This window comes from Micromonospora sp. CPCC 205561 (assembly GCF_036906775.1).
GTDB lineage: Bacteria > Actinomycetota > Actinomycetes > Mycobacteriales > Micromonosporaceae > Micromonospora.
Genome location: NZ_JBAKHV010000079.1, coordinates 1 through 21,026 on the forward strand (window position 1 = coordinate 1; position 21,026 = coordinate 21,026).

Genomic DNA, 21,026 nt, shown 5'->3' on the forward strand with positions numbered 1-21,026 from the left:
GGCGGTGCCCGGCGCGGCGGTGCCGGCGGGTGGGGGACCGGGCGGGGCGGTGCCGGCGGGTGGGGCGCCGGGGGCGGCGCCCGCTCCGCTCGGCGGGCGTCCGGCGGTCGTCGCCGGGCGGGTCCTCGCCCGGGTCGGATACGCGGGGGCGCTGCTCGCGGCCGCGTGTTGCGCCCTGGTGCCGCTGGTACTCGGCCGGGCGGCCGGCATTCCGCTGCTGGCCGGGGTGCCGCTGCTGCTGGTGGCGGCGACGCTGCTCGGCGCGGCGCTGCTGACCGGCGGGGCGGTGTTCCGGGCCGTGGCCGCGGCGCTGCTGGTGCCGGCGCTGGCCGGCGCGGTGCTCCGCCCGCTCGCGGAGCTGGGGCTGTCGCCGCTGTTCACGGGGCTGGTCATGGTGGCACTGGCCGGCGCCGTGCGGCTGCTGCCCGCCGGCTGGCGGGTCGGTCCCCGGGCCGGGGCGCTGGCGGTGGTCGGGGGGACGGCCCAGTTCGCCGTGCTGCTGGCCGTCGCGCTCGCCGGCGTCACGGCCGGCCGGTCGCTGCCGCCGTGGCGGGGGGCCGCCGCCGGCCCGGACCTGGCCCAGGGCTGGCAGTTGCCGGTGGTGATCGCACTGACCGTGGCGGCCGTGGGGCTGCTGCTGCCGAGGGCCGCCCGACCGGCGTCGGCCGCCATCGGCGTGGCGGCCGTCGTGCTCGCGGTGCCGGCCGGCTGGGCGTCGCCGTGGCCGGCCGTGGTGGTACTGGACCTGGTCGCGGCGGTGGGCCTGCTGGCCGTCGCGGTGTGGCGTCCGGGCCTGCGGTCCTGGACCGTCCTCACCGCGGCGGTGGCCGGGGTCGTCCTGCTCGGGCACGGCCTGCTGGTCGGGCTGGCCGCCCCCGCCGGGGCCGGTGCGGCGCTCGGGGTGCTGCTCGCCGCCGGAACCGCCGCGAGCTGGGCGGGCCGGCGCGGCACGGCCGTGCAACGCGGGGTGGCCGGGGCGGCCCTGGCCGTCGTGCCGCTCGCGGTGCCGGCCGGCGCGGCCGTCGCCCTGATCGCCGCCGGAGCGCCGCCCTGGTGGCAGGCGCGGGCGGCGCTCGCCGCCGTCACGCTGCTCCCCGTCGGGCTGCTCGCGGTCCGCCGGCACTGGCCCGACCTGCGCGCGTACGCCGTCGTCGGGGTCGCCGTGGCGCTCGCGGCGGTCGGGGTGGCGCCGCTGGTCGTGCCGGCCGACGAACCGGTGACGCTGTACGCCGCCGTGGCGGTGCTGCTGGCGACGCTGGGCGGGGCGGCGCACTCCGGCCCCGCGCTGCGGGTGGCCGGCCTCGGGCTGCTCGTGGTCTCGGTCGTCACCGCACTGCCGGTGGTGTGGACGGCGCTGGTCGCTCCGTACGGCGCGGTCTCACCCTGGTCCGGCGCGCCCGTGGCCGGACCCGACCCGGGGGCGTTCCCGGCGGGCCTGGCGCTGGCCGCGCTGGCGGCGGCCGGGGTCCTGGTCGGGTGGCCGCGCCGGGGTGCCCCGGGTGGCGGGTCGCCCGCCCCGGGCACGGGGGAGGCCGTCCACCCGGCGTCCGGGCGGTGGGGGGCCGCGCCGGCGGCGCTGCCGTTCGCCGCGCCGGCGCTGGCCGTACTGCTGATGGCCGCTGGCGTGCCGTGGCCGGTGCTGCCGGTCGTCTCGCTGGCCGGCGGGGTGGCCGTGGTGCTGGTCGCCGCGCTGGCCGCGCCGCGCTGCGGGCTCGCTCCGGTCGGCGTACCGGTGGGGTTGGTGCTGGTCGCGTCCGGGCTGCTCGGGCTGCTGGCCACCCGGGCGGGCACGATCGCGGGCCTCGGCGTGCTGGTGGTGGCGGCGGGCGTGGTCGGCACGGCCGCCCGGCGGGACGGCGCCCGGCTGGCCGGCCACCTGGTGGCGGTCGTCGCCGGGACCGGTCTGGCGGTGGTCGCCCCGCTGGCCGCGGGGCTGCCGTTGCGCACGGCCGCGTTCAGCGTGCTCGCCGTCGCGGTGCTCACCCTGGCCGCCGCCGCGGCGCTCACCGTTCCCCGGACGCCCACCGGGCCGGTGCCGGCCGGCGCGGCGGTACCCGGTCCGGCCGGCGCGGCGGCGGTCGGGTCGGGACGACCGGGGCGGGCCACGGCGGCGGCCGCGCTGGAGGGCGCCGCCCAGGCGGTGGCGCTGGTCGCGCTGCTGCTCGCGGTCGGCGCCGTGCGCCACGCGGCGGCGGTCTGCGTGCTGTGGGGCGCCGCCGTCGGCCTGCGGGTGCTGCGCCGGGGCGAGTCGCCGGGCCGGCGGTGGGCCTTCGCGGGCATCGCCGGCGGCAGTGAGCTGCTCGGCGCCTGGCTGCTGCTGGCCGCCGGAGAGGTGGCGCTGCTGGAGGCGTACACGGTGCCGGCGGCGGCGCTGGCCCTCACCGCGGGCGCGGTGGCGCTGCGTACCCGGCCCGGGCTGACCAGCTGGCTGGCGCTCGGCCCGGGGCTCGCGGCGGCGCTGCTGCCGAGCCTGGTGTCGGTGCTGGTGGCCCCGGACCCGCAGCCGTGGCGGCGGCTGCTGCTCGGCGTCGCGGCGCTCGGCGTGGTGCTGGCCGGGGCGACCCGCCGCTGGCAGGCGCCGGTGCTGCTGGGCGCGCTCACCCTGGCGCCGCTCGCGCTGCACGAGCTCGGGCGGGGCTGGGACCTGCTGCCCCGGTGGATCTTCCTCGCCGCCGGGGGCCTGGCGCTGATCGGGCTCGCCACCACGTACGAGCGGCGGCGGCGGGACCTGGCCCGACTGCGGTCCGCCGTCGGCCGGATGGGTTGACCGGGGCACCCCGGCCGGCGTCGCGGAGCGCGGGGGTAGGGCCTGCCCTACCCCCGGCTCGGGGGTGAACAGGGTTACTCAGCGCAACCGGTGGGCGGAGAATGGAGGGCAGTGGCGCGCCGGCCGGTGTCGCCCCCAGGAACGAGGAACAGGAGCCGCGATGGCGCTCGGAGCGGTGGCAGACCCGCCGGTACGGCGGGGCAGTGACTACGCGCAGTTGTCCCGGCGGGTCAGCGGGGCCGGTCTGCTGGAGCGGCGGCCGGGCCGGTACGTGACGCGGATCGTGCTCACCCTCGGCGTCTTCGCGGCGGCCTGGGCCACGGTCGGGCTCGTCGGCGACTCGTGGGCGCAGCTCCTGGTGGCCGTCTTCCTGGCCGTCGCCACCACGCAGGTCGCGTTCCTCGGCCACGACGCCGGGCACCGGCAGATGTTCCGCCGGCGCGGGCCGAGCGAGGCCGTGGGCCTGCTCACCGGCAACCTCGCCGTGGGGCTCAGCTACGGCTGGTGGGTCGACAAGCACAACCGGCACCACGCCAACCCGAACCACGAGGACGAGGATCCGGACGTCGGGGCGGGCGCGCTGGTCTGGACGTACGAGCAGGCCGCCGAGACGCGCGGGGTCGGCCGCTGGCTGGCCCGCCGGCAGGCGTGGTTCTTCTTCCCGATGCTGCTGCTGGAGGGCGTGGCCCTGCACGTGGCCAGCGTGCGGGCGGTGCTGGAGCGGGGGCCGGACGGCGGGTTCCGCACCCCGATGCGGCGCCGCGGGGTCGAGGGGCTGCTGCTCGTCGTGCACGCCGTGGCATACCTGGGGGCGCTGCTGCTGGTCATGTCTCCGCTGAAGGCGCTGTTCTTCGTCGCCGTGCACCAGGGGCTCTGGGGTTTCTACATGGGCTGCTCGTTCGCCCCGAACCACAAGGGCATGCCGATGCCGACCGCCGACGACGACCTCGACTTCCTGCGCAAGCAGGTGCTCACCTCGCGCAACGTGCGGGGCAGCCGGCTCGTTGACGTCGCCCTGGGCGGGCTCAACTACCAGATCGAGCACCACCTGTTCCCGAACATGCCCCGGGCCAACCTGCGCCTCGCCCGGCCGATCGTGCGTGCCTACTGCGCCGAGCAGGGCATCTCGTACGCCGAGACCGGTCTGGTCGAGTCGTACCGCCAGGCGCTCGGGCACCTGCACGAGGTGGGCCGGCCGCTGCGCGGCTGAGACGCGGACGGGACGAGGGGGCGGCGCCGACCCGGCGCCGCCCCCTCGTGCGTCGGTTCAGGAACTCAGGGACTCGATCAGCTCCTGCGGTGCCTCCTGCGTGTCGCTCGCGGGCGGCTGCTGCACCTTGACCGGGGCGCCGAAGTCCGAGTAGCTGGTGATCAACGTGCCGAGCGACTCGTGCAGCACGTTGGTGTCGATGGCGAACTCGACGAGCCGGCCCTGGTCGTCCGCCCTGGCGGTGAAGGGGACGGCCTTGGCCTTGTCGCCGAGGGCCTGGATGGCCTTGTCGTCGGGCTTCGTACGGGTGTAGTCCAGCACGCCGGAGTAGCTGCCGGCGCCGGTCTTCTCGACCTCCACCACGCTCTCGGCCATCTGCTTCGCGCCGCCCGGGTCGCCGTCGGGCATCAGGTTGAGCTGGCCGGTCTTGCCGAGCTTGGCGGCGTCCAGGTGCAGCCACTTCTTCGGCAGCCCCTGCATCCCGGTGATCTTGAGGTAGGCGTGGTCGCCGAGCATCAGGATCCGGAAGGTGCCCTCGGCGCCCATCTTCATCGTCATGTCGCCGGTCCGGGCGGCGGGGTCCATCGACCCGCTGCCGTTGACGACCGACGACTTCAGCGTCATCTTGACGCTCTGCTGGTTGAGCTTCAGCGCGGCGGCGACCAGCTCGGCGCGGGCGTCGGACGGGGCGCTGCCGGCCGGCGCCGAGGTGGCGGCGCCGTCGCCGGCCGGAGTGGCCGCGTCCCGTTCGGTGGCGCACCCGGTGAGGCCGAGGGCGAGCGCGGCGACGATCGCGACCCCCGTGGTCGCCAGCCGTCGAGTGTTCATCGTGGAAGTCTCCTCACGCAGGGGTGGGCCCGGGCGCGGCCCCGACCGGGCGCCGACCAGCCTAACCCGCCCTCCACTGCCGCGCGTCGATGTCCCGCGGCTGTCGGCTCCCTGCCCTGCCGGGTCGGCCACACCTCGCGCCGCTGGTCGGCGTCGTCGCGTCCGCTGCCGGTAGGGTCTCCCCATGGCAGACGTGCTCACCGCCGAGGCGGTGCGAGACGAGCTGGGTGGGCTGGCGGACTGGTCGGGAGACCCGGCCGGGATCACCCGCACCGTGGAGCTGGCCAGCTTCCCGGAGGCTGTCGCGGTGGTCGACCGGGTCGCCGTGACGGCGGAGCAGCTGGACCACCACCCCGACATCGACATCCGCTGGCGCACCCTGACCTTCCGCTGCGTCACGCATTCGGCGGGCGGGGTCACCCGGCGTGACCTGGAACTGGCGCGACGGATCGACGAGATCGTGGGGAGCGTCCGATGAGATTCGAGATCAGCAAGGTGCTGGACGCCATCGAGGGCCGGGTGAGCACCGACCCGTCGCTGGCCCGGGCCGTGGTCGACCTGGCCGAGGTGATCCGCTACCAGGACATCGACGGTGGCCGGCCGGCCAGCCTGCTCCGCCTCGGCATGGTGATCGACGCGCTCGCCCGGGAGTTGGAGGAGGACAGCGTCCCGGTCTACGCGGTCGTCCACCGGGCCCTGCTCTCCGACGCCGATCTCACCTCCAACGAGCGCATGGTGGTCCGCCGCTGGGCCGACGACGGGCTGGTGGAGGTGCTCGACAATCCGGGCGACCGGATGCTGGAGGTGGCCGACCTGCTGGGCCTGCCCGTGCTCACCCGGGTGCGGGCCGACGGGCTGCGCGGGCGCTACCCGTGGCTGGTCGAGCAGGCCGGCCGGGTGCTCGCCCCGGTGCCCGGCGCCGGCGGGCCGGCCTTCGTCGCCCACGTCGGCGGCGGGCACACCCCCGTCGCCGGCGACCGGTCGGCGGCCGGCGCGAAGCTGCTCTCCCGGCAGTGGCGGTGTGCGGAGCCCGGCTGCGCGCTCTTCGGCGGCGGCGGGGGCGGGGGCGCCTTCGCCGACCTCGCCCGGGTGGTGGAACGCAGCCCCGCCGGCCAGCCGCCGCCCACGCTGCGCGGCGGCGTGCCGACCTGCCCCCGGCACGGCACCCGGCTCGGCGACGCCGGCCCGCGTCCGCGCAGCGCCGTCCTCGCCGTCCGCGTGGGGGGGCTGATCCGGCGCCGCTTCGTGCTCACCGAGGATCAGCCGGCGGTGGTCGGCAGGGCGCCCGAGCAGGCCGGGGGGATCGTCCTCGGGCAGTGGCTCAACGACGAGGCGCGCCGCTGGATCAGCCGCAGTCACGTCCGGTTCGAGCTGCGGGTCGGCGAGGTGATCGTGACCGACGTCAGCACCAACGGCTCGGGCATCCGGCCGGGCGGGTCGATGGCGGAGGGCGACCGCTTGCCGCTGGCTCCGCAGCAGTCCCGGGTGCTGGCCGAGGGCGACATGGTGGAGCTCTACCCGGGGGTGCAGATCGGCCGCCCCGGCGAGCTGCCCACCGGCGCCGCCTACACGCCGACCTCGGTCATGGCCGAGGCCCCCACGATGGCGATGCGCCTACCGCGCTGAGCGCCGGCAGACGACGGCGGGCGCCGGGACCGTGGTCCCGACGCCCGCCGTCGTCGTACGGGGCTCAGCCGGCCAGCACGGCGGCGAGCTGCGCGACCGCGTGGTCGATCTCCTCCTCGGTGATCACCAGCGGCGGGGCGAGCCGGATCGTGGAGCCGTGGGTGTCCTTGGCGAGCACGCCGCGCTCGGCGAGCCGCTCGCACGCCTCCCGGCCGCTCATCAGCGCCGGGTCGATGTCGAGGCCGGCCCAGAGGCCCCGGCCCCGGACCGCGACGAGCCCCCGGCCGACCAGCGACCGGAGGCCGGCGTGCAGCCGGACACCCAGCTCGGCCGAGCGCCGCTGGAAGTCGCCGGTGGCCAGCAGCCGGACCACCTCGGTGGCCACCGCGCAGGCCAGCGGGTTGCCGCCGAAGGTGGAGCCGTGCTGGCCCGGGCTGAGCACGCCGAGCACGTCGGCGTTCGCGGCCACCGCGGAGACCGGCACGATGCCACCGCCGAGCGCCTTGCCGAGCAGGTACATGTCCGGCGTGACGCCCTCGTGGTCGCAGGCGAAGGTCGCCCCGGTCCGGCCCAGGCCGGACTGGATCTCGTCGGCGACGAAGAGCACGTTCCGCTCGGTGCAGACCCGGCGTACGCCCGGCAGGTAGCCCGCCGGCGGCACGACGACACCCTGCTCGCCCTGGATCGGTTCGAGCAGGACGGCCACGGTGTTCTCGTCGATCGCGGCGGTCAGCGCCGCCAGGTCGCCGTAGGGGACGACCGTGAAGCCCGGGGTGTACGGCCCGAAGTCGGCCCGCGCGTCGGCGTCGGTGGAGAAGCTGACGATCGTGGTCGTCCGGCCGTGGAAGTTGCCCTCGGCCACCACGATGTTGGCCTGCCCCGGCGCGACGCCCTTGACCCGGTAACCCCACTTGCGGGCGACCTTGACGCCGGTCTCCACCGCCTCGGCGCCGGTGTTCATCGGCAGCACGAGGTCCTTGCCGCAGAGCTCGGCCAGCTCCCGGCAGAAGTCGGCGAAGCGGTCGTGGACGAACGCCCGGCTGGTGAGGGTCAGCCGGTCGAGCTGGGCGTGCGCCGCCGCGATCAGGGTCGGGTGCCGGTGGCCGAAGTTCAGGGCCGAGTAGCCGGCGAGGCAGTCGAGGTAGCGGCGGCCGTCCACGTCGGTCAGCCAGGCGCCCTCGGCGGAGGCGACGACGACCGGCAGGGGGTGGTAGTTGTGCGCGGTCCACCGCTCCGCGTCGCGGACCGCCTCCGGCGTCCGCAGCATGTCATCGATCACTTGCTCGCCTTTCCCTGACGGAGTCGCAACGTGCAGCACTTCGGTCCGCCACCGGCCTTGCGCAGCTCGGACAGGTCGACACCGATCGTCTCGTAGCCCCGGTCGCGCAGCTTCGCGGCCAGGCCGGTGGCCTGCGCCGGCAGCACCACGTGCCGGCCGTCGCTGACCGCGTTCAGCCCGAACACCTCGGCGTCGGCCAGGGTGGCGTGCACCGCGTCGGGGAAGAGCCGGCGCAGCACGGCCCGGCTGCCGGGCGAGAACGCCTCCGGCAGGTACGCCACGGTCCGCTCGTCGAGCACGGTGAGCGCCGTGTCGAGGTGGTAGAAGCGCGGGTCGACCAGCTGCATGGTCACCACCGGGTAGCCGAAGACCTCCTGGAGCTGCGCGTGCGAGGCGTGCGCGGTGCGGAAGCCGGTGCCGGCCAGCAGGACGTCGCCGGCCAGCAGGATGTCGCCCTCGCCCTCGTTGACGTGCTTCGGGTCGTGCAACTCGAAGCCGGCGGCCTCGAACCAGGCGCGGTAGGCGGGGGCCTCGTCGGCGCGCTGCGGGTCGCGGAACTGCACGGCCATCGCCTTGTCGTCGATGACCGTGCCGCCGTTGGCGGCGAAGACCATGTCGGGCAGGCCGGCCACCGGGGCGATCTCCTCGACGGTGTGGCCCAGGTCCAGGTAGGTCTGGCGCAGCCGCTCCCACTGCCGGACGGCGAGGTCGGCGTCGACCGGCGCCGTCGGGTCCATCCACGGGTTGATCGCGTAGTCGACGGCGAAGTACGTCGGCCGGCACATCAGGAAGCGCTGGCTGGTGGCGTCCATCGTCATTGTCCTGCTCCCAGGGGTCGGGCGCGCCCGGCCACCTTCGGCCCACGGGCTGGCGCCGTTGCTCAACGGTATGCGGACGTCGACGTCGAGATCCACCGCGAAGACTTGCAGAGAGCGACTGATCGTTGCGTATGAGCGGGAGCGCGCGGTTGATCGTTGCGTTTGGGCCCCGGCGGACGTCGTCGCCCGCCGACGGGGAGCACCCGTCGCGGGGGCCCGGAAAACACTTCAGGGGCGGCGAACCGCCGCCCCTGAAAGGGTGTTGCCCGGCTGGTGAACCACCAGGCTGATCGGGCTGTCGCCGGTGCGTCACCGGCGCTGTGCCGGCGCACCGCCGGCGAGTCGGACAGTGCCCGCTAGAAGCGGTCCACAAACTGTGAGTCAAGCCACTCGCGGAACCGCTGCACCCAGTCGCCGTCGGTGGTCGGCCAGTCGAACTGACCGGTCATCGCCAGCACGCCGAGCACCACCGCGCCGAGGCCCAGCACGATGCCGAGCAGCGCGTCGGTCTTGCCGGCGATGTGCCGGCGGCGGGTGGCCATCAGGCCGAGCACGGCGAGCACCGCGCCGACCGCGCCGAGCGCGATGCCGTAACCGGCGAGCGTCCCGGTGAGCACGAAGAGCGCCGCGGCCACGCCGACGACCAGGCCCAGCGTGGCGAGCATGCTGGCCCGGGGCTTCGGTCCGACCGCCGCCGGCCGCTCCTCGCGGTCGGGCACCCCGTCGCCGTCGCGGTCGACGGAGCGATCCGCCGGCGGGGCGAGCGTGCCGGCGCGGTCGGCGCCGTGCTCCCCGGGCGTCGGGTCGGCCGTGTCGGCCCGGGCGGTGGCGCGCTCCCGGTCGAGGTCGACGGTGGCGCCGCGGTCGACGGTGCGTTCCAGCGTCGGGTCGGGGTCCCGGTTGGCGGGGCGCGCCGTCGCGGCGCGGGCGACGGCCGCCCGCTCCGCCGCCCGGCGCTCGGCGTCGGTGCTCGGGTCACCGCCGGGCGCGGTGCTGCTGCGGTACGTCGTCTGGTCGGCGTCCCGGTCGGTGACCACCGGACGGCTGGGCCCGCCGCCGGGCTCCGTGCCGGTCGGCGCCGAGCCGTCCCGGCCGGCGCCGGCCGCGACGTCGCGGCCGTCCACGTGGCCGTCGAGGTTCTCGTCCCGTGTCGGCCCCTCTTCCGAGCGGCGGGACAGCGAAGGAATCTTCACCACAACACACCTCCTGAGAAATGCGTGGTTGCCGATGAAACGATCGCCGCCCACGCGTACGTGACCGGAGTACCCAGTCGACGGTCTCCCGACACCGCGCCGGCCATGGTCAGGCCGGCGGGCAGCGACCGACGCGCGAACGCCGGCGCCCTACCGCCGCCACGTGTCGAGGGCGCGCACGGCCGCGCCGGTGAAGTCGCCCAGGAGGGCGGGGCTGCCGCTGGTGCCCTCCCAGCCCTGGTCGTGCAGGACCGTCGCCACCCCGTCGACGCGGATCACGGCGGTCTGGGTGACCGCGTCGCCGCCGGTCCGGTTTCCCTGGAGGTCCAGCTGCGGCCAGGTCTGGGTCACGACCAGCGCCTCGTCGCCGACGCCGGGCAGCGGCCGCGTACCGACCCTGACCGTGACGCCGGAGCGTTCGAAGGACGGGCACGCGTCGAGCGAGCCGCGGACCCGACGCAGGTAGTCGGTGGCGCCCGTCCCCTCGAAGGTGAAGATCGTCTGCGAGATCGTGCCGTGCGGGACGTTCTCGGGCGGGTCGTCGGCCTGCTTGTAGGCGCTCGTCATCGCGGCGCTCGCCGTCACCGCCCGCCCGCCGGTGCCGAACTCGGCACCGCACAGCTCGGGCAGGGCGTTCTCGACGGGTGTCGTCGCCCGTGGGGTCCGTCGCAGCTCGGCCGGCAGTTCGAGGAAGGCCGAGGTGGGGATGGTCACCGTCGGCTCCGCGCTCGGGGTGGGCCGCGCCGCCGTCCCGGTGGGCGCCGGCGCGGTGGTCGACGGGGTGGTCGGGGCGGCCGGGGCGGCGTCGTCCCGCGCGGTGCCGCAGCCGCCGCCGAGGACGACGGCGAACAGGGCGGCGCCGAGGGCGACGGAGCGCCGCCCCGCGATGGTGGGACGCCGGGTGCGGTGATCCGTCATGTCGCCTCCTGGGGGTCGGCCTGCCCGAGACGTTCCCGGTGCGGCGACGGCGGAAACGACGCGCGGCGCGGTCGGCGGCAGGACGTCCGGGGCGCGGGTGTGCCGCGGACGTCCTGCCGCCGCGCCCCGCTAGGCGGGCACCGTCCACTTCTGGTTGGCGCTCCCGCCGCAGGTCCAGACCTGGGTCGGCGTGGCGTTGGCCGGGTTGTTGTCCAGCACGTCCAGGCACTTGCCGGCGCTGGCGCTGACCAGGTCGCGGGCCGCCGTCGCGGTCCACCGCTGGTTCGCGGCGCCGGTGCAGCTCCAGAGCTGCACCCGCGCGCCGTCGGCCGTGGAGTTGTCCCGGACGTCCAGGCACTTGCCCAGCGCCCGTACGGTGCCGTCGCCGCCGAGCGTCCACTGCTGCGCGGCGCTGCCGTTGCAGTCGTACAGCTGGACGGCCGTGCCGTCGGCGCTGCCGGCGCCGGCGACGTCGAGGCACTTGCCGGCCAGGCCGACGATCGGGCCGGTCCGCCCGCCGCCGCCGGACTGGCTGCCCGACCAGGTGAAGGTGGCGGTGGTCCGGGCCGGCAGTGAGTACGTGAAGGACTGCCCGCCCCAGACGACCTTGACCGACTGGGCGCCGGTGCCGCCGTTGTGCGCGATGAGGGCCTTGGACCCGTCCGGGTTCACGTACGCGACGTTCGGCACCGCGCCGTTGGCGGTCGAGTCGATCCGGTACGCGCCGGGCCGGACGAACTTCGTCAGGTGCCCGGTCGTGTAGTACTCCACGGTGTAGTCGACCTGGCCGGCCCGGGGACCGCCCTCCTGCACGGTGACCAGGCCGGTGCAGACGTCGCAGCCGCCGTTGTGCGGGTCCCTGTTCTGGTTGAGGGCGATGCTCCACTTGACCAGGCTGCTGCTGTGGTTGCGGGCGTAGTTGACGATGTCGGCCAGGTCCTCGTTGTGCTGGTTGCCGATCCAGGTGCCGCCCGAGTGCTCGGTGCTGAACTGCCGCACCGACGGGTACTGGTTGCGCACCTGGCTGCCAACCGCCGGGTCGCCGAAGTAGCCGTGCCAGGCGATGCCGCCGAAGAGTGGGTCGTTGCGGATGCCCGGGTCGGCCAGCAGCACCGCCCCGAAGCCGGGATAGTCGCCGTAGTTCCAGTCGTGCACGAGGACCTTGGTGCTGAGGCCGGCGGCGCGCAGCGCGGGATAGAGGTGGTTCTTGGTGAACTCGACCAGCCCCGGCCCGTTCCAGCTCATGCCCGGGTAGTTCATCTCGGTCGGCGCGGCGGGCTTGCAGCAGTTCGGCTCGTTCTGCACCGACAGGTAGTCCACCGTGATCCCGGCGGCCTGGTAGGTCTGCACGTACCTGACCAGGTACTGGGCGTACATGGGGTAGTACTCCCACTTGAGCCAGCCCATCTGGTCCATCCGGCCGTTGTCCTTCATCCAGCCGGGGGCGCTCCACGGCACCCCCTTCACCCGCAGGGCCGGGTTGAGTGACCGGGCCTGGGCGGTGAGCAGCCGCACGTTGGTGTCGTAGCCGTTGCTGTAGAAGTCGTTGAGGTCGCAGCAGGTGTCGTCGAGGGAGACGTTGCCCGGGCGGGAGAGGTCCGAGGCGCCGATCGGGTTGCGCACGAAGGAGAGGCCGATGCCCTCGGTCGGGGAGAAGAGTTTGCGCATCACGGCGTCGCGGGTGGCCGCGCTGATCGCCCCGCCCCGGAACAGGTGTGCCGTGGTGTCCGTGATCGACGCGCCGCCGCCCTCGAACTGCTGGTAGCGGGTGTTCTCGTTGACGGTGACGGTGTGCGTCGCGCCGCCGCTGGTGGCGGCGAAGGCGATCGGGGCCTGCTGCTGGAGCCCACGGCTGACCTGGCGACCGCCGGAGTCCGTGGTGGTGGTCAGCCAGACGTTCACCGGCTCGTTGGCGGCGGCGGCCGGCGCGGGCAGCGCGACCGTGGCGGCGGCCACGGCGGTGCAGAGCGCGAGCAGGCCGGCACCGGCGGACCGGGCTCGGCGACGGCCCCGCCGGCGGGGCCTCGGACATGCGCGGACGGTGGTGGTCATCGGCGGGTCATCCTCTCGCGCGGTGGACGGTCACGACGGGCCTTCGGCACGAACCAGCCGAGAACGGGCGCGACGATGTCACGGATTGCCCCGACCTGTCCCGACACCCGTGCAGACAGTTAATATTCCTTCGTAATAGAAGTCAATGAATTCCTTTCCGCTGCCGTCCGGCCGGGCGATCCGGTCGCTGCCGCCGTGCCCGGCGACCCCCTCGCTGCCGTCCGGCCCGCCGGCCCGGTCGCTGCCGGACCGGGCGGGCGGGGCGTGAGCACCCGCAGCCCGGACCGCAGCACGTAGATCTCCCGCTTGTCGACGGCCAGCCCGGCGTCGTTCAGCACGTAGCCCGTCAGCCAGGCCCACCCTGGGTAGGTGGGGCGCTCGTCGACGCTGACCAGTCGCAGCCGGAGCGCGCGGTCGCCGCCGAACTGGACCGAGCACGCCGCGCCGATCAGCAGCACGTCCCCGGGCCGGAGCGTGCTCATGCCGGCCAGTGCCCACGGTTGATCGGTACGCGGTGCCGGGCGCGGCAGGGCAGCTCCGCGCCGCAGCGGCACCCGGCGCCACCGCGCCCAGCTCCAGACCGGGCGGTGGCGGCGGGCGAGCGTGCGCGCGACGGCCTCGAGATATTCGTCGTACGTCACACGCATTTCGTCCTCCGCGGGAATTGCGTCCGGCCTGCCCGCCCATTCGCCGGGCGTGTTCCGACCGGTGCCTCTTTCGGCGCGGCCCGGCCATGGCGGGCATGCGCAGCATGTGACGGCGAGGTCGCCTTGCGCAATGCCCCGCGCCGCCCTATTCTCGGGCCGAACTGACGCGCGAGGAATGGAAGTAAATGGAGTGCGAAAAGAATCGTCCGCTGTTGCGGGAGGGAATGCGTGATGTTGCATGACGGATGAAACAAGCGGTTCCACCGTCCCTCGGCGCCAGCTCGGGCGCCTGCTCACCGAGCTGCGGGAGGAGGCCCGGGTCACGCTCGACGCGGCGGCCGAGGCGCTGGACTGTTCCCGGCAGAAGGTCTGGCGCATCGAGAAGGGCCTCGTGCCCGTCCGGGTGGTGGACGCCCGGGTCATGTGCGAGACATATCGCGCCTCGGAAGAGATGAAGGCGATTGTCGCCGGGCTCGCGAAGGAGACCCGCGCCAGGGGGTGGTGGCACTCCTACGGCGACGTCGTTCCGCCGTGGTTCTCCCTCTACGTCGGCCTGGAATCCTCCGCGTCCATGCTCCGTCAATATGACGCGGAGCTGATTCCGGGACTTCTCCAGACCCGCGAATACGCCACCGAACTGTTCCGCCGCAAGAGCCCCGGGATGCGGGCGGAGGAGCGGGAGAAGCTCGTGGCGGTGCGGTTGCAGCGGCAGCACATCCTCGTGCGGCGGCTGCCCCACGCGCCGACGCTGCGGGTCGTGCTCAGCGAGGCCGTGCTCCGGCGCACCATCCCGGACCGGTCGGCGATGCGCGAACAGCTCCGCCACCTGCTCGACGTGGCCGCGCTGCCGAACGTGTCGCTGCGGGTGCTGCCGCTGGCCGCCGGCCCGCCCCTGGCCAGCGAGACCGGCACCTTCGTGCTGCTCGACTTCCCCCAGGCGTTCGGACGGGCGTCGACGGAGCCGACCACCGTCTACGCCGAGAGCATCACGGGAGCCCTCTACCTGGACAAGCCGGCCGAGGTCGCCGCCTACGAGCACGTCTGGGCGGATCTCGAAGTGCTCGCCCCGGATGAGGCAGAATCAGAGAAACTGATCAACATGATCATCGAGGAGCATCATGACTGACCTGGCCGGGGCCGTCTGGCGCAAGAGCACCCGCAGCGGCGGAAGCGGCGGAAACTGCGTCGAGGTGGCCGACAACCTGCCCGGCGTGGTGGGCGTACGCGACAGCAAGGACCCGTACGGTCCCGCGCTGGCCTTCACCCCCCGGGCGTGGTCCGCGTTCGTCGGCGGCGTCGCCCGGCGGGGCTGACGGCGTCGGGTTCGCCGCCGTCGGCGGTCGGCGAACCGCACGTATCCTTGGCACCCGTGCCAGAGGGACACACCATCCACCGCCTGGCGGCGCGGCACGCCGACCTCTTCGCCGGGGACAAGGTGCACGCCGCCAGCCCGCAGGGCCGCTTCGCCGAGGGCGCGGCCCGGCTCTCCGGCACCGTTCTCGACACCACCGAGGCGTACGGCAAGCACCTGCTGCACCACCACGCGGGCGAGCTGACCCTGCACGTGCACCTCGGGCTCTACGGAAGGTTCACCGACGGCGACGGGGAGCCGCCGGAGCCGGTCGGCCAGGTCCGGCTGCGGCTGACCAGCGACCGGCACTGGCTCGACCTGCGCGGCCCCACCGCCTGCGAGCTGCTCACCCCGCCCGAGGTGGCGGCGCTGCGGGCCCGGCTCGGCCCCGACCCGCTGCGCGCCGACGCGGACCCGGATCGGGCGTACGCCCGGATCTCCCGCAGCCCGACGCCGCTGGCCGCGCTGCTGCTGGACCAGTCGGTGGTCGCCGGCACCGGGCTGATCTTCGTCACCGAGGCGCTGTTCCGGGCCGGGCTGCCGCCGACGCTGCCCGGCCGGCGGCTGACCCGCACCGGCTGGGACGCGCTCTGGGCCGACCTGGTCGGGCTGATGCGGATCGCCGTCGCGAGCGGCCGGATCGACACCGTCCGCGACGCGCACCTGCCCGAGGCCATGGGCCGCGCCGCCCGCGTCGACCGGCACGGCGGCGAGGTCTACGTCTACCGCCGCCCCGGCGACCCCTGCCACGTCTGCGGCGACCCGGTCAGCCGGGGCGAGCTGGCCGGCCGCAACCTCTACTGGTGCCCCACCTGCCAGCGGAGCTGACCCCCGCCGCCTCGGTCCGGTCCGCTCCGGGCCGGTTCCGCCCGTCGGTCCTTGGGCGCGGGTCAGCGGGCCGCGAGCAGCCAGCGCACCACCTCGACCTGGTTCGGGAAGACCCGCCCCCCGCCGATGCTCCAGGCCAGCGTCTGCCCGATCGTCCAGCCCCGCACCCGCTCCCGGTCCAGCCCCAGCTCGGCGCTGAGCCGGCCCAGCCGGTGCCGGACCGCCTCCGGCGAGTGCCCCAGCTCCGCGCCCCGGACCAGCGGCACCACGCCGAACTCCCGCTCGCCGGTCAGCGGCTTCGGGTCGATCGCCAGCCACGGCTCCCGGGTCGCCCGCAGCACGTTGCCGGCGTGCAGGTCCTGGTTGACCAGCACCTGGTCGCCCTGGCTGCCGACGAGGTCGGCGAGCAGCCCGAGCGCCGTGTCGAGCAGCCGCCGCTCGTACGGCCGGCCGGCCCGCTCCCAGTTCGTCGGCAGCCGCTCCATCCAGCCGGCGGCCTCCTCGGCGAGCGGAGTGAACGGCGCGCCGGCCGGGCGCCACAGCCGGGGCAGCAGCCCCACCGCCACGTCCAGCGCCGCGTCGGCGGGCAGCGTGTGCAGCGGCGTGCCGGGCGCGCAGCGCTCGACCAGCAGCGCCCGTAGCGACGGATCGTGCCCGAGCAGCCGGGCGGCCCCCGCCCCCGCCCAGTGCGCCAGCGCCGTCGCCTCGTGCGCGCTGTCCGGGTCGGGGTACTGGAGCTTCAGCACCGCGGGCGTGCCGTCGGGCAGTTCGGCCGGCAGGGCCAGCGACGCGAAGGCGTACGGGAAGGGCGCCCCGAGCCGCAGCGACCAGCGCTCCGCGCAGGCGGCCAGCCGGTCCGGCAGCACCGCGAGCCACGCCCGCCCGGCCGGCGTCCCCCGTACCCAGCCAAGCCCGTCAGGGATTTCCAGCCGCGCGACCATCCGGCCATCCTGGACCATCCCGCCGGCCCTCGTACAACGGATTCGCGGTGCGCCGGCACCGCCGGTGACCGGGCCGGGGGCGGTCCCGCACCGCCCCCGGCCCGGAGTTTCAGCGCAGCCGACGGATGTCGCCGTGGGCGCGGTAGAAGCCGCCCCGGCCGGACTCGCGGACCTGGGTGACCAGGTAGCGCGCGCCCGGCTCGCGGATGCCCTTGGGGAACTGCACGGACCAGTCCTGCCGGTAGCCGGGGGAGAGCACGTGCACGCGCAGCCGGCCCCGGTCCTCGACGCACTGCACGATCACGCCGCCGGCGGCGTCGCTGGTCACCTCGACCGTCGTCCACGCCGCCGGCTCCGGCAAACGGGGCGGGGCCTTGACGTCGACCACCTCCGGCACGCTGCCGGCCTCGGCCGCCCGGATCGCCGGCTCGCTGGCGTCCACGCAGGCCAGGTGGCCGCTGGTGGTGACGACGTAGAGCCGCTCGTCGTGGTATTGCATCGAGTAGGCGGAGCCGCAGCCGGTGCCGAGCTTCCACAGCCGGTTGCCGGCCGCGTCGAAGCAGTAGATCGAGGACTGGCTGTCGCCGGCGAAGACGAACCGGCCGCCCTCGGCGGTGGCGCAGGAGAAGACCGGGGCGTCGCACCGGTAGGTGCGTTCGGTGCGGCCGTCCTTGGCCAGCCGCACCACTTCCCGGGTGCCCGTGCCGGCGAACACCGCGTCGGGCTCCTGCCAGCCGAAGAGCACCGAGCCGGTGCGGGTGTGCCACAGCTCCCGGCCCGTCCGCCAGTCGTAGCCGGTCACCCCCTGCGAGTGGCCGTGGTAGAGCGCGTCGCGGTCGCAGCGCACCATCCACGCCGACCGCCCGCGACCCTGCCGGCGCCACAGGAACTCGTCCTCGTGGTCGACGGCGACGAGGCCGCCGCCCGCGTCGGAGACGCCCAGCACCCCGTCGTGGATGTCCAGCCAGTAGATGTCGATCTCGGGCGCGATCTCGTACGCCACCCGGGGCACCTTGCCGGACAGGTCGTAGACGTTGCCGTCGTCGCAGCCGGCGTAGATCCAGGCGTCGTCGGCGACGATGCACTTCACCCCGTCGGGGAGGCGGACCTGGTCGAGCACCCGGGCGTCGTGGTCGAGCGTCGTGATGACCCCCAGCTCGTTGCCGACCATGCAGGTGCGCCCGTCGACGAAGATGCCGAAGGCCGGAGCCCCGGAGGCGTAACGCCAGAGCACCGGGGCGGTGCGGGCGGTGGAGCGGGTGCTGACGATCTGCCGCCGGGAGACGGCGCGTTTCTGTCGCACGCCGGGCACGGCCGGGGCGTATCCCTTGCGGACCTTCTCGCCGATCTTCTTCGCCGCCGCCGCGCGGGCCTTGGCGTTGTCGGGGTAGGAGGTGGTCTTGACCTGGCCCTGGTCGCCGATCCGGCCGTAGCGCACGGTCAGCGCGGCGTCGTCGACGACGACCTCGTAGAACTTGTGCGCACCATCCACTTCGGACAGTTCGAGGTAGGTCGTCTCCTGCGACATGGGGGCCTCCGAGGGGCTCGGCGCACGGCCCGACGTGGCCGGCGCGGCGACAGCGGACACACGCTAACCGCCGCCACCGACAACCCCGCGAACGGGCGCGGGGAGCCCCTTCGCCCGCCTCGGGCGCCGGGAGCTGCCCGTCGCTAGCGGCAGGCGGCGGCCAGGGCGTCCACGGCCCTGCGGGCGGCGATCAGCACCGGGTCCCAGACCGGAGCGTACGGCGGGGCGTAGCCCAGGTCGAGGCCGGTCATGTCGTCCACGGTCATCCCGTTCCACAACGCCACCGCGAGGGCGTCGATCCGCTTCGCCGCCTCCGACCAGCCGACGATCTGCGCCCCGAGCAGCCGCCCGCTGGGCTTCTCCGCGAGCAGCTTCACCGTCATCGGCCGGGCGCCCGGGTAGTAGCCGGCGCGACTGGTCGACTCGACGACCACCGAGACGAACTCGAACCCCGCCGCCGTGGCGTCCTTCTCGCGCAGCCCGGTGCGCCCGACCTCCAGCTCGCAGACCTTCGTGACGGCGGTGCCGACCACCCCCGCGAAGGTGGCGTACCCGCCGCCGATGTTGATGCCGGCGACGCGGCCCTGCTTGTTGGCGTGGGTGCCCAGCGGTACGTGCACCGGCAGCCCGGTGACGCGGTGCATGGTCTCCACGCAGTCGCCGGCGGCCCACACGTCCGGCACCCCCTGCACCCGCATCCGACGGTCCACCCGGAGCCCGCCGGTGAGGCCCAGCGGCAGGCCGGCGGCCTCCGCGAGCGCGGTGTTCGGCCGTACGCCGAGACCGAGGACGACCACGTCGGCGGGGATGGGCCCCTCGGCGGTGACCACCGCGGAGACCCGGCCGTCGGTCTCCTCCAGGCCGGTCACGCCGAGGCCGGTGCGGATGGTGATGCCGATGCCCCGCATCGCGGCCGTGACCAGCTCCGCCATGTCCGGGTCGACGGTGGCCATCGGCTGCTCGGCCTGCTCGACCAGGGTGACGGCGAGCCCTCGCTGGATGAGCGCCTCGGCCATCTCCACGCCGATGTAGCCGCCGCCCACCACCACCGCCCGGCGCGGGCGCGGCTCCGAGTCCAGCCAGTCGCGCAGCGCCGCGCCGTCGTCGAGGGTCTGCATCCCGAAGATCCCGTCGGCGTCGGTGCGCGCCCAGTCCGGCTTCTTGGGCAGCGCGCCGGTGGCGTACATCAGGGTGTCGAAGCGCTCGCGGACGTCACCGCCGCCGTCGAGGTCCCGCGCGACCACCTCACGCCGGTCGAGGTCGATCGCGGTCACCTCGTGCCGCAGCCGGACGTCGATGTCGAACTTCTCCCGGAACGTCTCCGGGTCGCGGGCGACCAGCTGGTCCCGCTCCGGCACCAGGCCACTGATCCAGTACGGGATGCCGCACGCCGAGTACGACGTGAAGTGCCCCCGCTCGAAGGCGACGATCTCCAGGTCGCCGCGGTCGCGGCGGCGTCGTGCCTGGGACGCCGCCGCCATCCCCGCGGCGTCCCCACCGATGACGATCAGACGTTGCGCCACGGGCACCATCCTGTCACGAGCGGCCGGCGCCGCGGGTCTGCCTCGCGACGTCCTCCACCACGTCCAGCAGCCTGCCGGCGCGTCCGAAGACGGCGCGCTGCCGGGCCGCCCCGGTGCCGTGCCGGCGCAGCCCGGCGACCAGGTCGGTGACCTCGCCGAGGTCGCCGTGCCGCTCCAGCGCCGGGCCCAACCGCTCGACGAGCTGGTCGAACAGCTCCCAGGCCGGCCGCAGCTCGCCGTCGACCAGGTCGACCCCGTCGCCCTCCAGCCCGTCGTGGGCCGCCCGCCAGTGCGCGGCGACCAGCAGGTGGTGGTCCGTACGCAGGGCGGGCCGGCCGGCGGCGATGTCGTCCATCGCGGTCGCCACCATGCCCCGGACCAGCGCGGCGACGAGCACCGCGTCGTCCACCGACGGGCAGACGTCGCCGATGCGGATCTCCACCGTCGGGTACTTGGCCGACAGTCGGGCGTACCAGTAGAGCATCCCCTCGTCGAGCATCATGCCGCTGGCGATGAGCTGCCCGATCAGCCGCTCGTAGTGCGTGTGCGACTCCAGGAACGGCGTCGGTGCCACCGAGGGCCAGCGCTCCCACTCCACCGACCGCCAGCTCGCGTACCCGGTGTCCTCGCCATGGGAGAAGGGGGAGTTCGCCGTCACCGCGTGCAGCACCGGCAACCAGGGCCGGACGTGGTTGAGCACCTGCGCCCCGGTCTCCGGGTCCGGCACGCCGACGTGCACGTGCATGCCGTTGTTTCCCGGACCGGGGACCAGCAGGCGGAACCGTTCGATCATCCGGTCGAAGCGGGGCTTGTCGACCACCGGGGGCACCGGCCCGTCCACCGGCCCGGTGCCGATGGCCAGCAGCCGTACGCCGGCCCGCTCCGCCGCGTCGGCGAGCGCGGCGCGCAGCACGCCGAGGGAGTGCCGGATCGAGGAGAGTTCCAGGCCGGGCGGGCTGCCGATCTCGATCTGGCTGGTCTGGAACTCCCGCTCCACCTGGCCGCGCAGCTCGGGCGGGACCTGCTCCATGACGAGGTCGACGGCGGGCACCGCGGCCCCGGTGTGCGGGTCGACGAGCAGGAACTCCTCCTCGACACCCACCGTGAGCCCGTTCGCCTCCTCGGCCGTCGCAGTCGGAGCCGCCGCCACCTGGCCGGTCATCGCCACCACCGTCCGTTCGCGCCCGGTAGCGGTCCGTCCGCGCCGGGTCGGTCAGTGGTTACCCACCGTGCCGATGCGCGGAAACGCCCGGCCCGGCGTGTCGCCGTCGCGGCGGGGGAACCTGCCGAACCGCCGGGACGGCGTGACATCGGGTCCTAGGCTGGTCGACGTGCCGGGGCCGCTGGGGATCGTGCTGGGGACGTGGGCGTACGCCTTCGCCCACCTGGCCCTGCTCGCCGACCGCCCGGCCGGGCTGCTCGCGGGGGCCGCGCTCGCCGCGGTGGCCCTGCTCGCCGTCGTGCTCGCGGCGCACCCGGCCGACGCCGTCGGCGCGCCGCGGGCCGCCCGCGCCGCC

The 21,026-nt window shown here is 75.1% G+C and carries 18 protein-coding genes and 1 pseudogene; 8 read left to right on the forward strand and 11 right to left on the reverse strand.

Annotated elements, in window-relative coordinates; all coding sequences use genetic code 11:
• Together V6V16_RS25970 and V6V16_RS25975 are read left to right on the forward strand one after the other, a co-directional pair.
• Positions 1–2,767 (forward strand): SCO7613 C-terminal domain-containing membrane protein (locus V6V16_RS25970; RefSeq protein WP_334566202.1); only part of this gene is annotated, 2,767 nt, incomplete at its 5' end.
• A 160-nt stretch (positions 2,768–2,927) separates the two neighbouring features.
• Entirely contained in the window at positions 2,928–3,977 is a 1,050-nt protein-coding gene (locus tag V6V16_RS25975; RefSeq protein WP_334566204.1) for a fatty acid desaturase family protein, read from the forward strand.
• Between the two features lie 57 nt (positions 3,978–4,034).
• Here V6V16_RS25975 and V6V16_RS25980 read toward each other — a convergent pair whose 3' ends face one another.
• Entirely contained in the window at positions 4,035–4,805 is a 771-nt protein-coding gene (locus tag V6V16_RS25980) for a hypothetical protein (RefSeq protein WP_334566205.1), read from the reverse strand.
• Positions 4,806–4,989: 184 nt separating this feature from the next.
• On the opposite strand from V6V16_RS25980, the gene V6V16_RS25985 reads away from it, so the two are divergent.
• Both V6V16_RS25985 and V6V16_RS25990 read left to right on the forward strand, forming a co-directional pair.
• Positions 4,990–5,283 (forward strand): 4a-hydroxytetrahydrobiopterin dehydratase, encoded by a 294-nt coding sequence (locus tag V6V16_RS25985; protein WP_334566206.1) that lies wholly within the window; start codon positions 4,990–4,992, stop codon positions 5,281–5,283.
• Positions 5,280–6,431 (forward strand): FHA domain-containing protein, encoded by a 1,152-nt coding sequence (locus V6V16_RS25990; RefSeq protein ID WP_334566208.1) that lies wholly within the window; start codon positions 5,280–5,282, stop codon positions 6,429–6,431. Before V6V16_RS25985 ends, V6V16_RS25990 begins: the two co-directional genes overlap by 4 nt.
• A gap of 64 nt (positions 6,432–6,495) precedes the next feature.
• On the opposite strand, the gene rocD is transcribed toward V6V16_RS25990, so the two are convergent.
• The 6 genes from rocD to V6V16_RS26020 form a co-directional block, all read right to left on the reverse strand.
• Positions 6,496–7,710, reverse strand: a complete 1,215-nt coding sequence (gene rocD / locus V6V16_RS25995) for an ornithine--oxo-acid transaminase (protein ID WP_334566209.1) — start codon at positions 7,708–7,710, stop codon at positions 6,496–6,498.
• Positions 7,707–8,522 carry a dimethylargininase gene (ddaH, locus tag V6V16_RS26000; protein ID WP_334566230.1) on the reverse strand — a complete coding sequence of 272 codons (816 nt, stop codon included), beginning with the start codon at positions 8,520–8,522 and terminating at the stop codon, positions 7,707–7,709. The genes rocD and ddaH overlap by 4 nt, the downstream gene beginning before the upstream one ends.
• A gap of 362 nt (positions 8,523–8,884) precedes the next feature.
• Positions 8,885–9,721: a CvpA family protein gene (locus V6V16_RS26005; protein WP_334566210.1), complete on the reverse strand. Its 837-nt coding sequence runs from the start codon at positions 9,719–9,721 to the stop codon at positions 8,885–8,887.
• A gap of 150 nt (positions 9,722–9,871) precedes the next feature.
• Positions 9,872–10,639: a hypothetical protein gene (locus tag V6V16_RS26010; protein WP_334566212.1), complete on the reverse strand. Its 768-nt coding sequence runs from the start codon at positions 10,637–10,639 to the stop codon at positions 9,872–9,874.
• 129 nt (positions 10,640–10,768) lie between these two features.
• Positions 10,769–12,691, reverse strand: a complete 1,923-nt coding sequence (locus V6V16_RS26015; protein ID WP_334566213.1) for a lectin — start codon at positions 12,689–12,691, stop codon at positions 10,769–10,771.
• Between the two features lie 119 nt (positions 12,692–12,810).
• Entirely contained in the window at positions 12,811–13,338 is a 528-nt protein-coding gene (locus V6V16_RS26020; RefSeq protein ID WP_334566215.1) for a hypothetical protein, read from the reverse strand.
• A 238-nt stretch (positions 13,339–13,576) separates the two neighbouring features.
• Here V6V16_RS26020 and V6V16_RS26025 point away from each other — a divergent pair, with 238 nt between their 5' ends.
• From V6V16_RS26025 to V6V16_RS26035, 3 genes are read left to right on the forward strand one after another with little or no spacing between them, the layout of a single operon-like run.
• Entirely contained in the window at positions 13,577–14,464 is an 888-nt protein-coding gene (locus V6V16_RS26025) for a helix-turn-helix domain-containing protein (protein WP_334566217.1), read from the forward strand.
• On the forward strand, positions 14,457–14,651 hold the full coding sequence (locus tag V6V16_RS26030) for a DUF397 domain-containing protein (protein WP_334566219.1): 195 nt from the start codon (positions 14,457–14,459) through the stop codon (positions 14,649–14,651). The genes V6V16_RS26025 and V6V16_RS26030 overlap by 8 nt, the downstream gene beginning before the upstream one ends.
• Positions 14,652–14,707: 56 nt before the next feature.
• Positions 14,708–15,517, forward strand: coding sequence for an Fpg/Nei family DNA glycosylase (locus tag V6V16_RS26035; protein WP_334566222.1), 810 nt, complete (start codon positions 14,708–14,710; stop codon positions 15,515–15,517).
• Positions 15,518–15,579: 62 nt separating this feature from the next.
• Here V6V16_RS26035 and V6V16_RS26040 read toward each other — a convergent pair whose 3' ends face one another.
• From V6V16_RS26040 to V6V16_RS26055, 4 genes are all read right to left on the reverse strand, one after another.
• Complete coding sequence (locus V6V16_RS26040; RefSeq protein ID WP_334566224.1) at positions 15,580–16,458, reverse strand: aminoglycoside phosphotransferase family protein; 879 nt, start codon at positions 16,456–16,458, stop codon at positions 15,580–15,582.
• Positions 16,459–16,567: 109 nt separating this feature from the next.
• Complete coding sequence (locus tag V6V16_RS26045) at positions 16,568–17,986, reverse strand: WGR domain-containing protein (protein WP_334566226.1); 1,419 nt, start codon at positions 17,984–17,986, stop codon at positions 16,568–16,570.
• A 143-nt stretch (positions 17,987–18,129) separates the two neighbouring features.
• Positions 18,130–19,509 carry an FAD-dependent oxidoreductase gene (locus V6V16_RS26050; RefSeq protein WP_334566227.1) on the reverse strand — a complete coding sequence of 460 codons (1,380 nt, stop codon included), beginning with the start codon at positions 19,507–19,509 and terminating at the stop codon, positions 18,130–18,132.
• Between the two features lie 13 nt (positions 19,510–19,522).
• The gene (locus V6V16_RS26055) at positions 19,523–20,671 is read right to left on the reverse strand and encodes a carboxylate-amine ligase (RefSeq protein WP_334566228.1); all 1,149 of its coding nucleotides are present in this window, start codon (positions 20,669–20,671) and stop codon (positions 19,523–19,525) included.
• Between the two features lie 169 nt (positions 20,672–20,840).
• On the opposite strand from V6V16_RS26055, the pseudogene V6V16_RS26060 reads away from it, so the two are divergent.
• Positions 20,841–21,026 (forward strand): annotated as a pseudogene (locus V6V16_RS26060) (hypothetical protein); the annotation flags it as partial.

Bases quoted from the DNA above. Each gene is read 5' to 3' on its own strand.
- V6V16_RS25975 (WP_334566204.1), top strand. From the start codon at position 2,928: ATGGCGCTCGGAGCGGTGGCAGACCCGCCGGTACGGCGGGGCAGTGAC.
- V6V16_RS25980 (WP_334566205.1), bottom strand. From the start codon at position 4,805: ATGAACACTCGACGGCTGGCGACCACGGGGGTCGCGATCGTCGCCGCG.
- V6V16_RS25985 (WP_334566206.1), top strand. From the start codon at position 4,990: ATGGCAGACGTGCTCACCGCCGAGGCGGTGCGAGACGAGCTGGGTGGG.
- V6V16_RS25990 (WP_334566208.1), top strand. From the start codon at position 5,280: ATGAGATTCGAGATCAGCAAGGTGCTGGACGCCATCGAGGGCCGGGTG.
- ddaH (WP_334566230.1), bottom strand. From the start codon at position 8,522: ATGGACGCCACCAGCCAGCGCTTCCTGATGTGCCGGCCGACGTACTTC.
- V6V16_RS26010 (WP_334566212.1), bottom strand. From the start codon at position 10,639: ATGACGGATCACCGCACCCGGCGTCCCACCATCGCGGGGCGGCGCTCC.
- V6V16_RS26015 (WP_334566213.1), bottom strand. From the start codon at position 12,691: ATGACCACCACCGTCCGCGCATGTCCGAGGCCCCGCCGGCGGGGCCGT.
- V6V16_RS26020 (WP_334566215.1), bottom strand. From the start codon at position 13,338: ATGCGTGTGACGTACGACGAATATCTCGAGGCCGTCGCGCGCACGCTC.
- V6V16_RS26025 (WP_334566217.1), top strand. From the start codon at position 13,577: ATGACGGATGAAACAAGCGGTTCCACCGTCCCTCGGCGCCAGCTCGGG.
- V6V16_RS26030 (WP_334566219.1), top strand. From the start codon at position 14,457: ATGACTGACCTGGCCGGGGCCGTCTGGCGCAAGAGCACCCGCAGCGGC.
- V6V16_RS26040 (WP_334566224.1), bottom strand. From the start codon at position 16,458: ATGGTCGCGCGGCTGGAAATCCCTGACGGGCTTGGCTGGGTACGGGGG.
- V6V16_RS26045 (WP_334566226.1), bottom strand. From the start codon at position 17,986: ATGTCGCAGGAGACGACCTACCTCGAACTGTCCGAAGTGGATGGTGCG.
- V6V16_RS26055 (WP_334566228.1), bottom strand. From the start codon at position 20,671: ATGACCGGCCAGGTGGCGGCGGCTCCGACTGCGACGGCCGAGGAGGCG.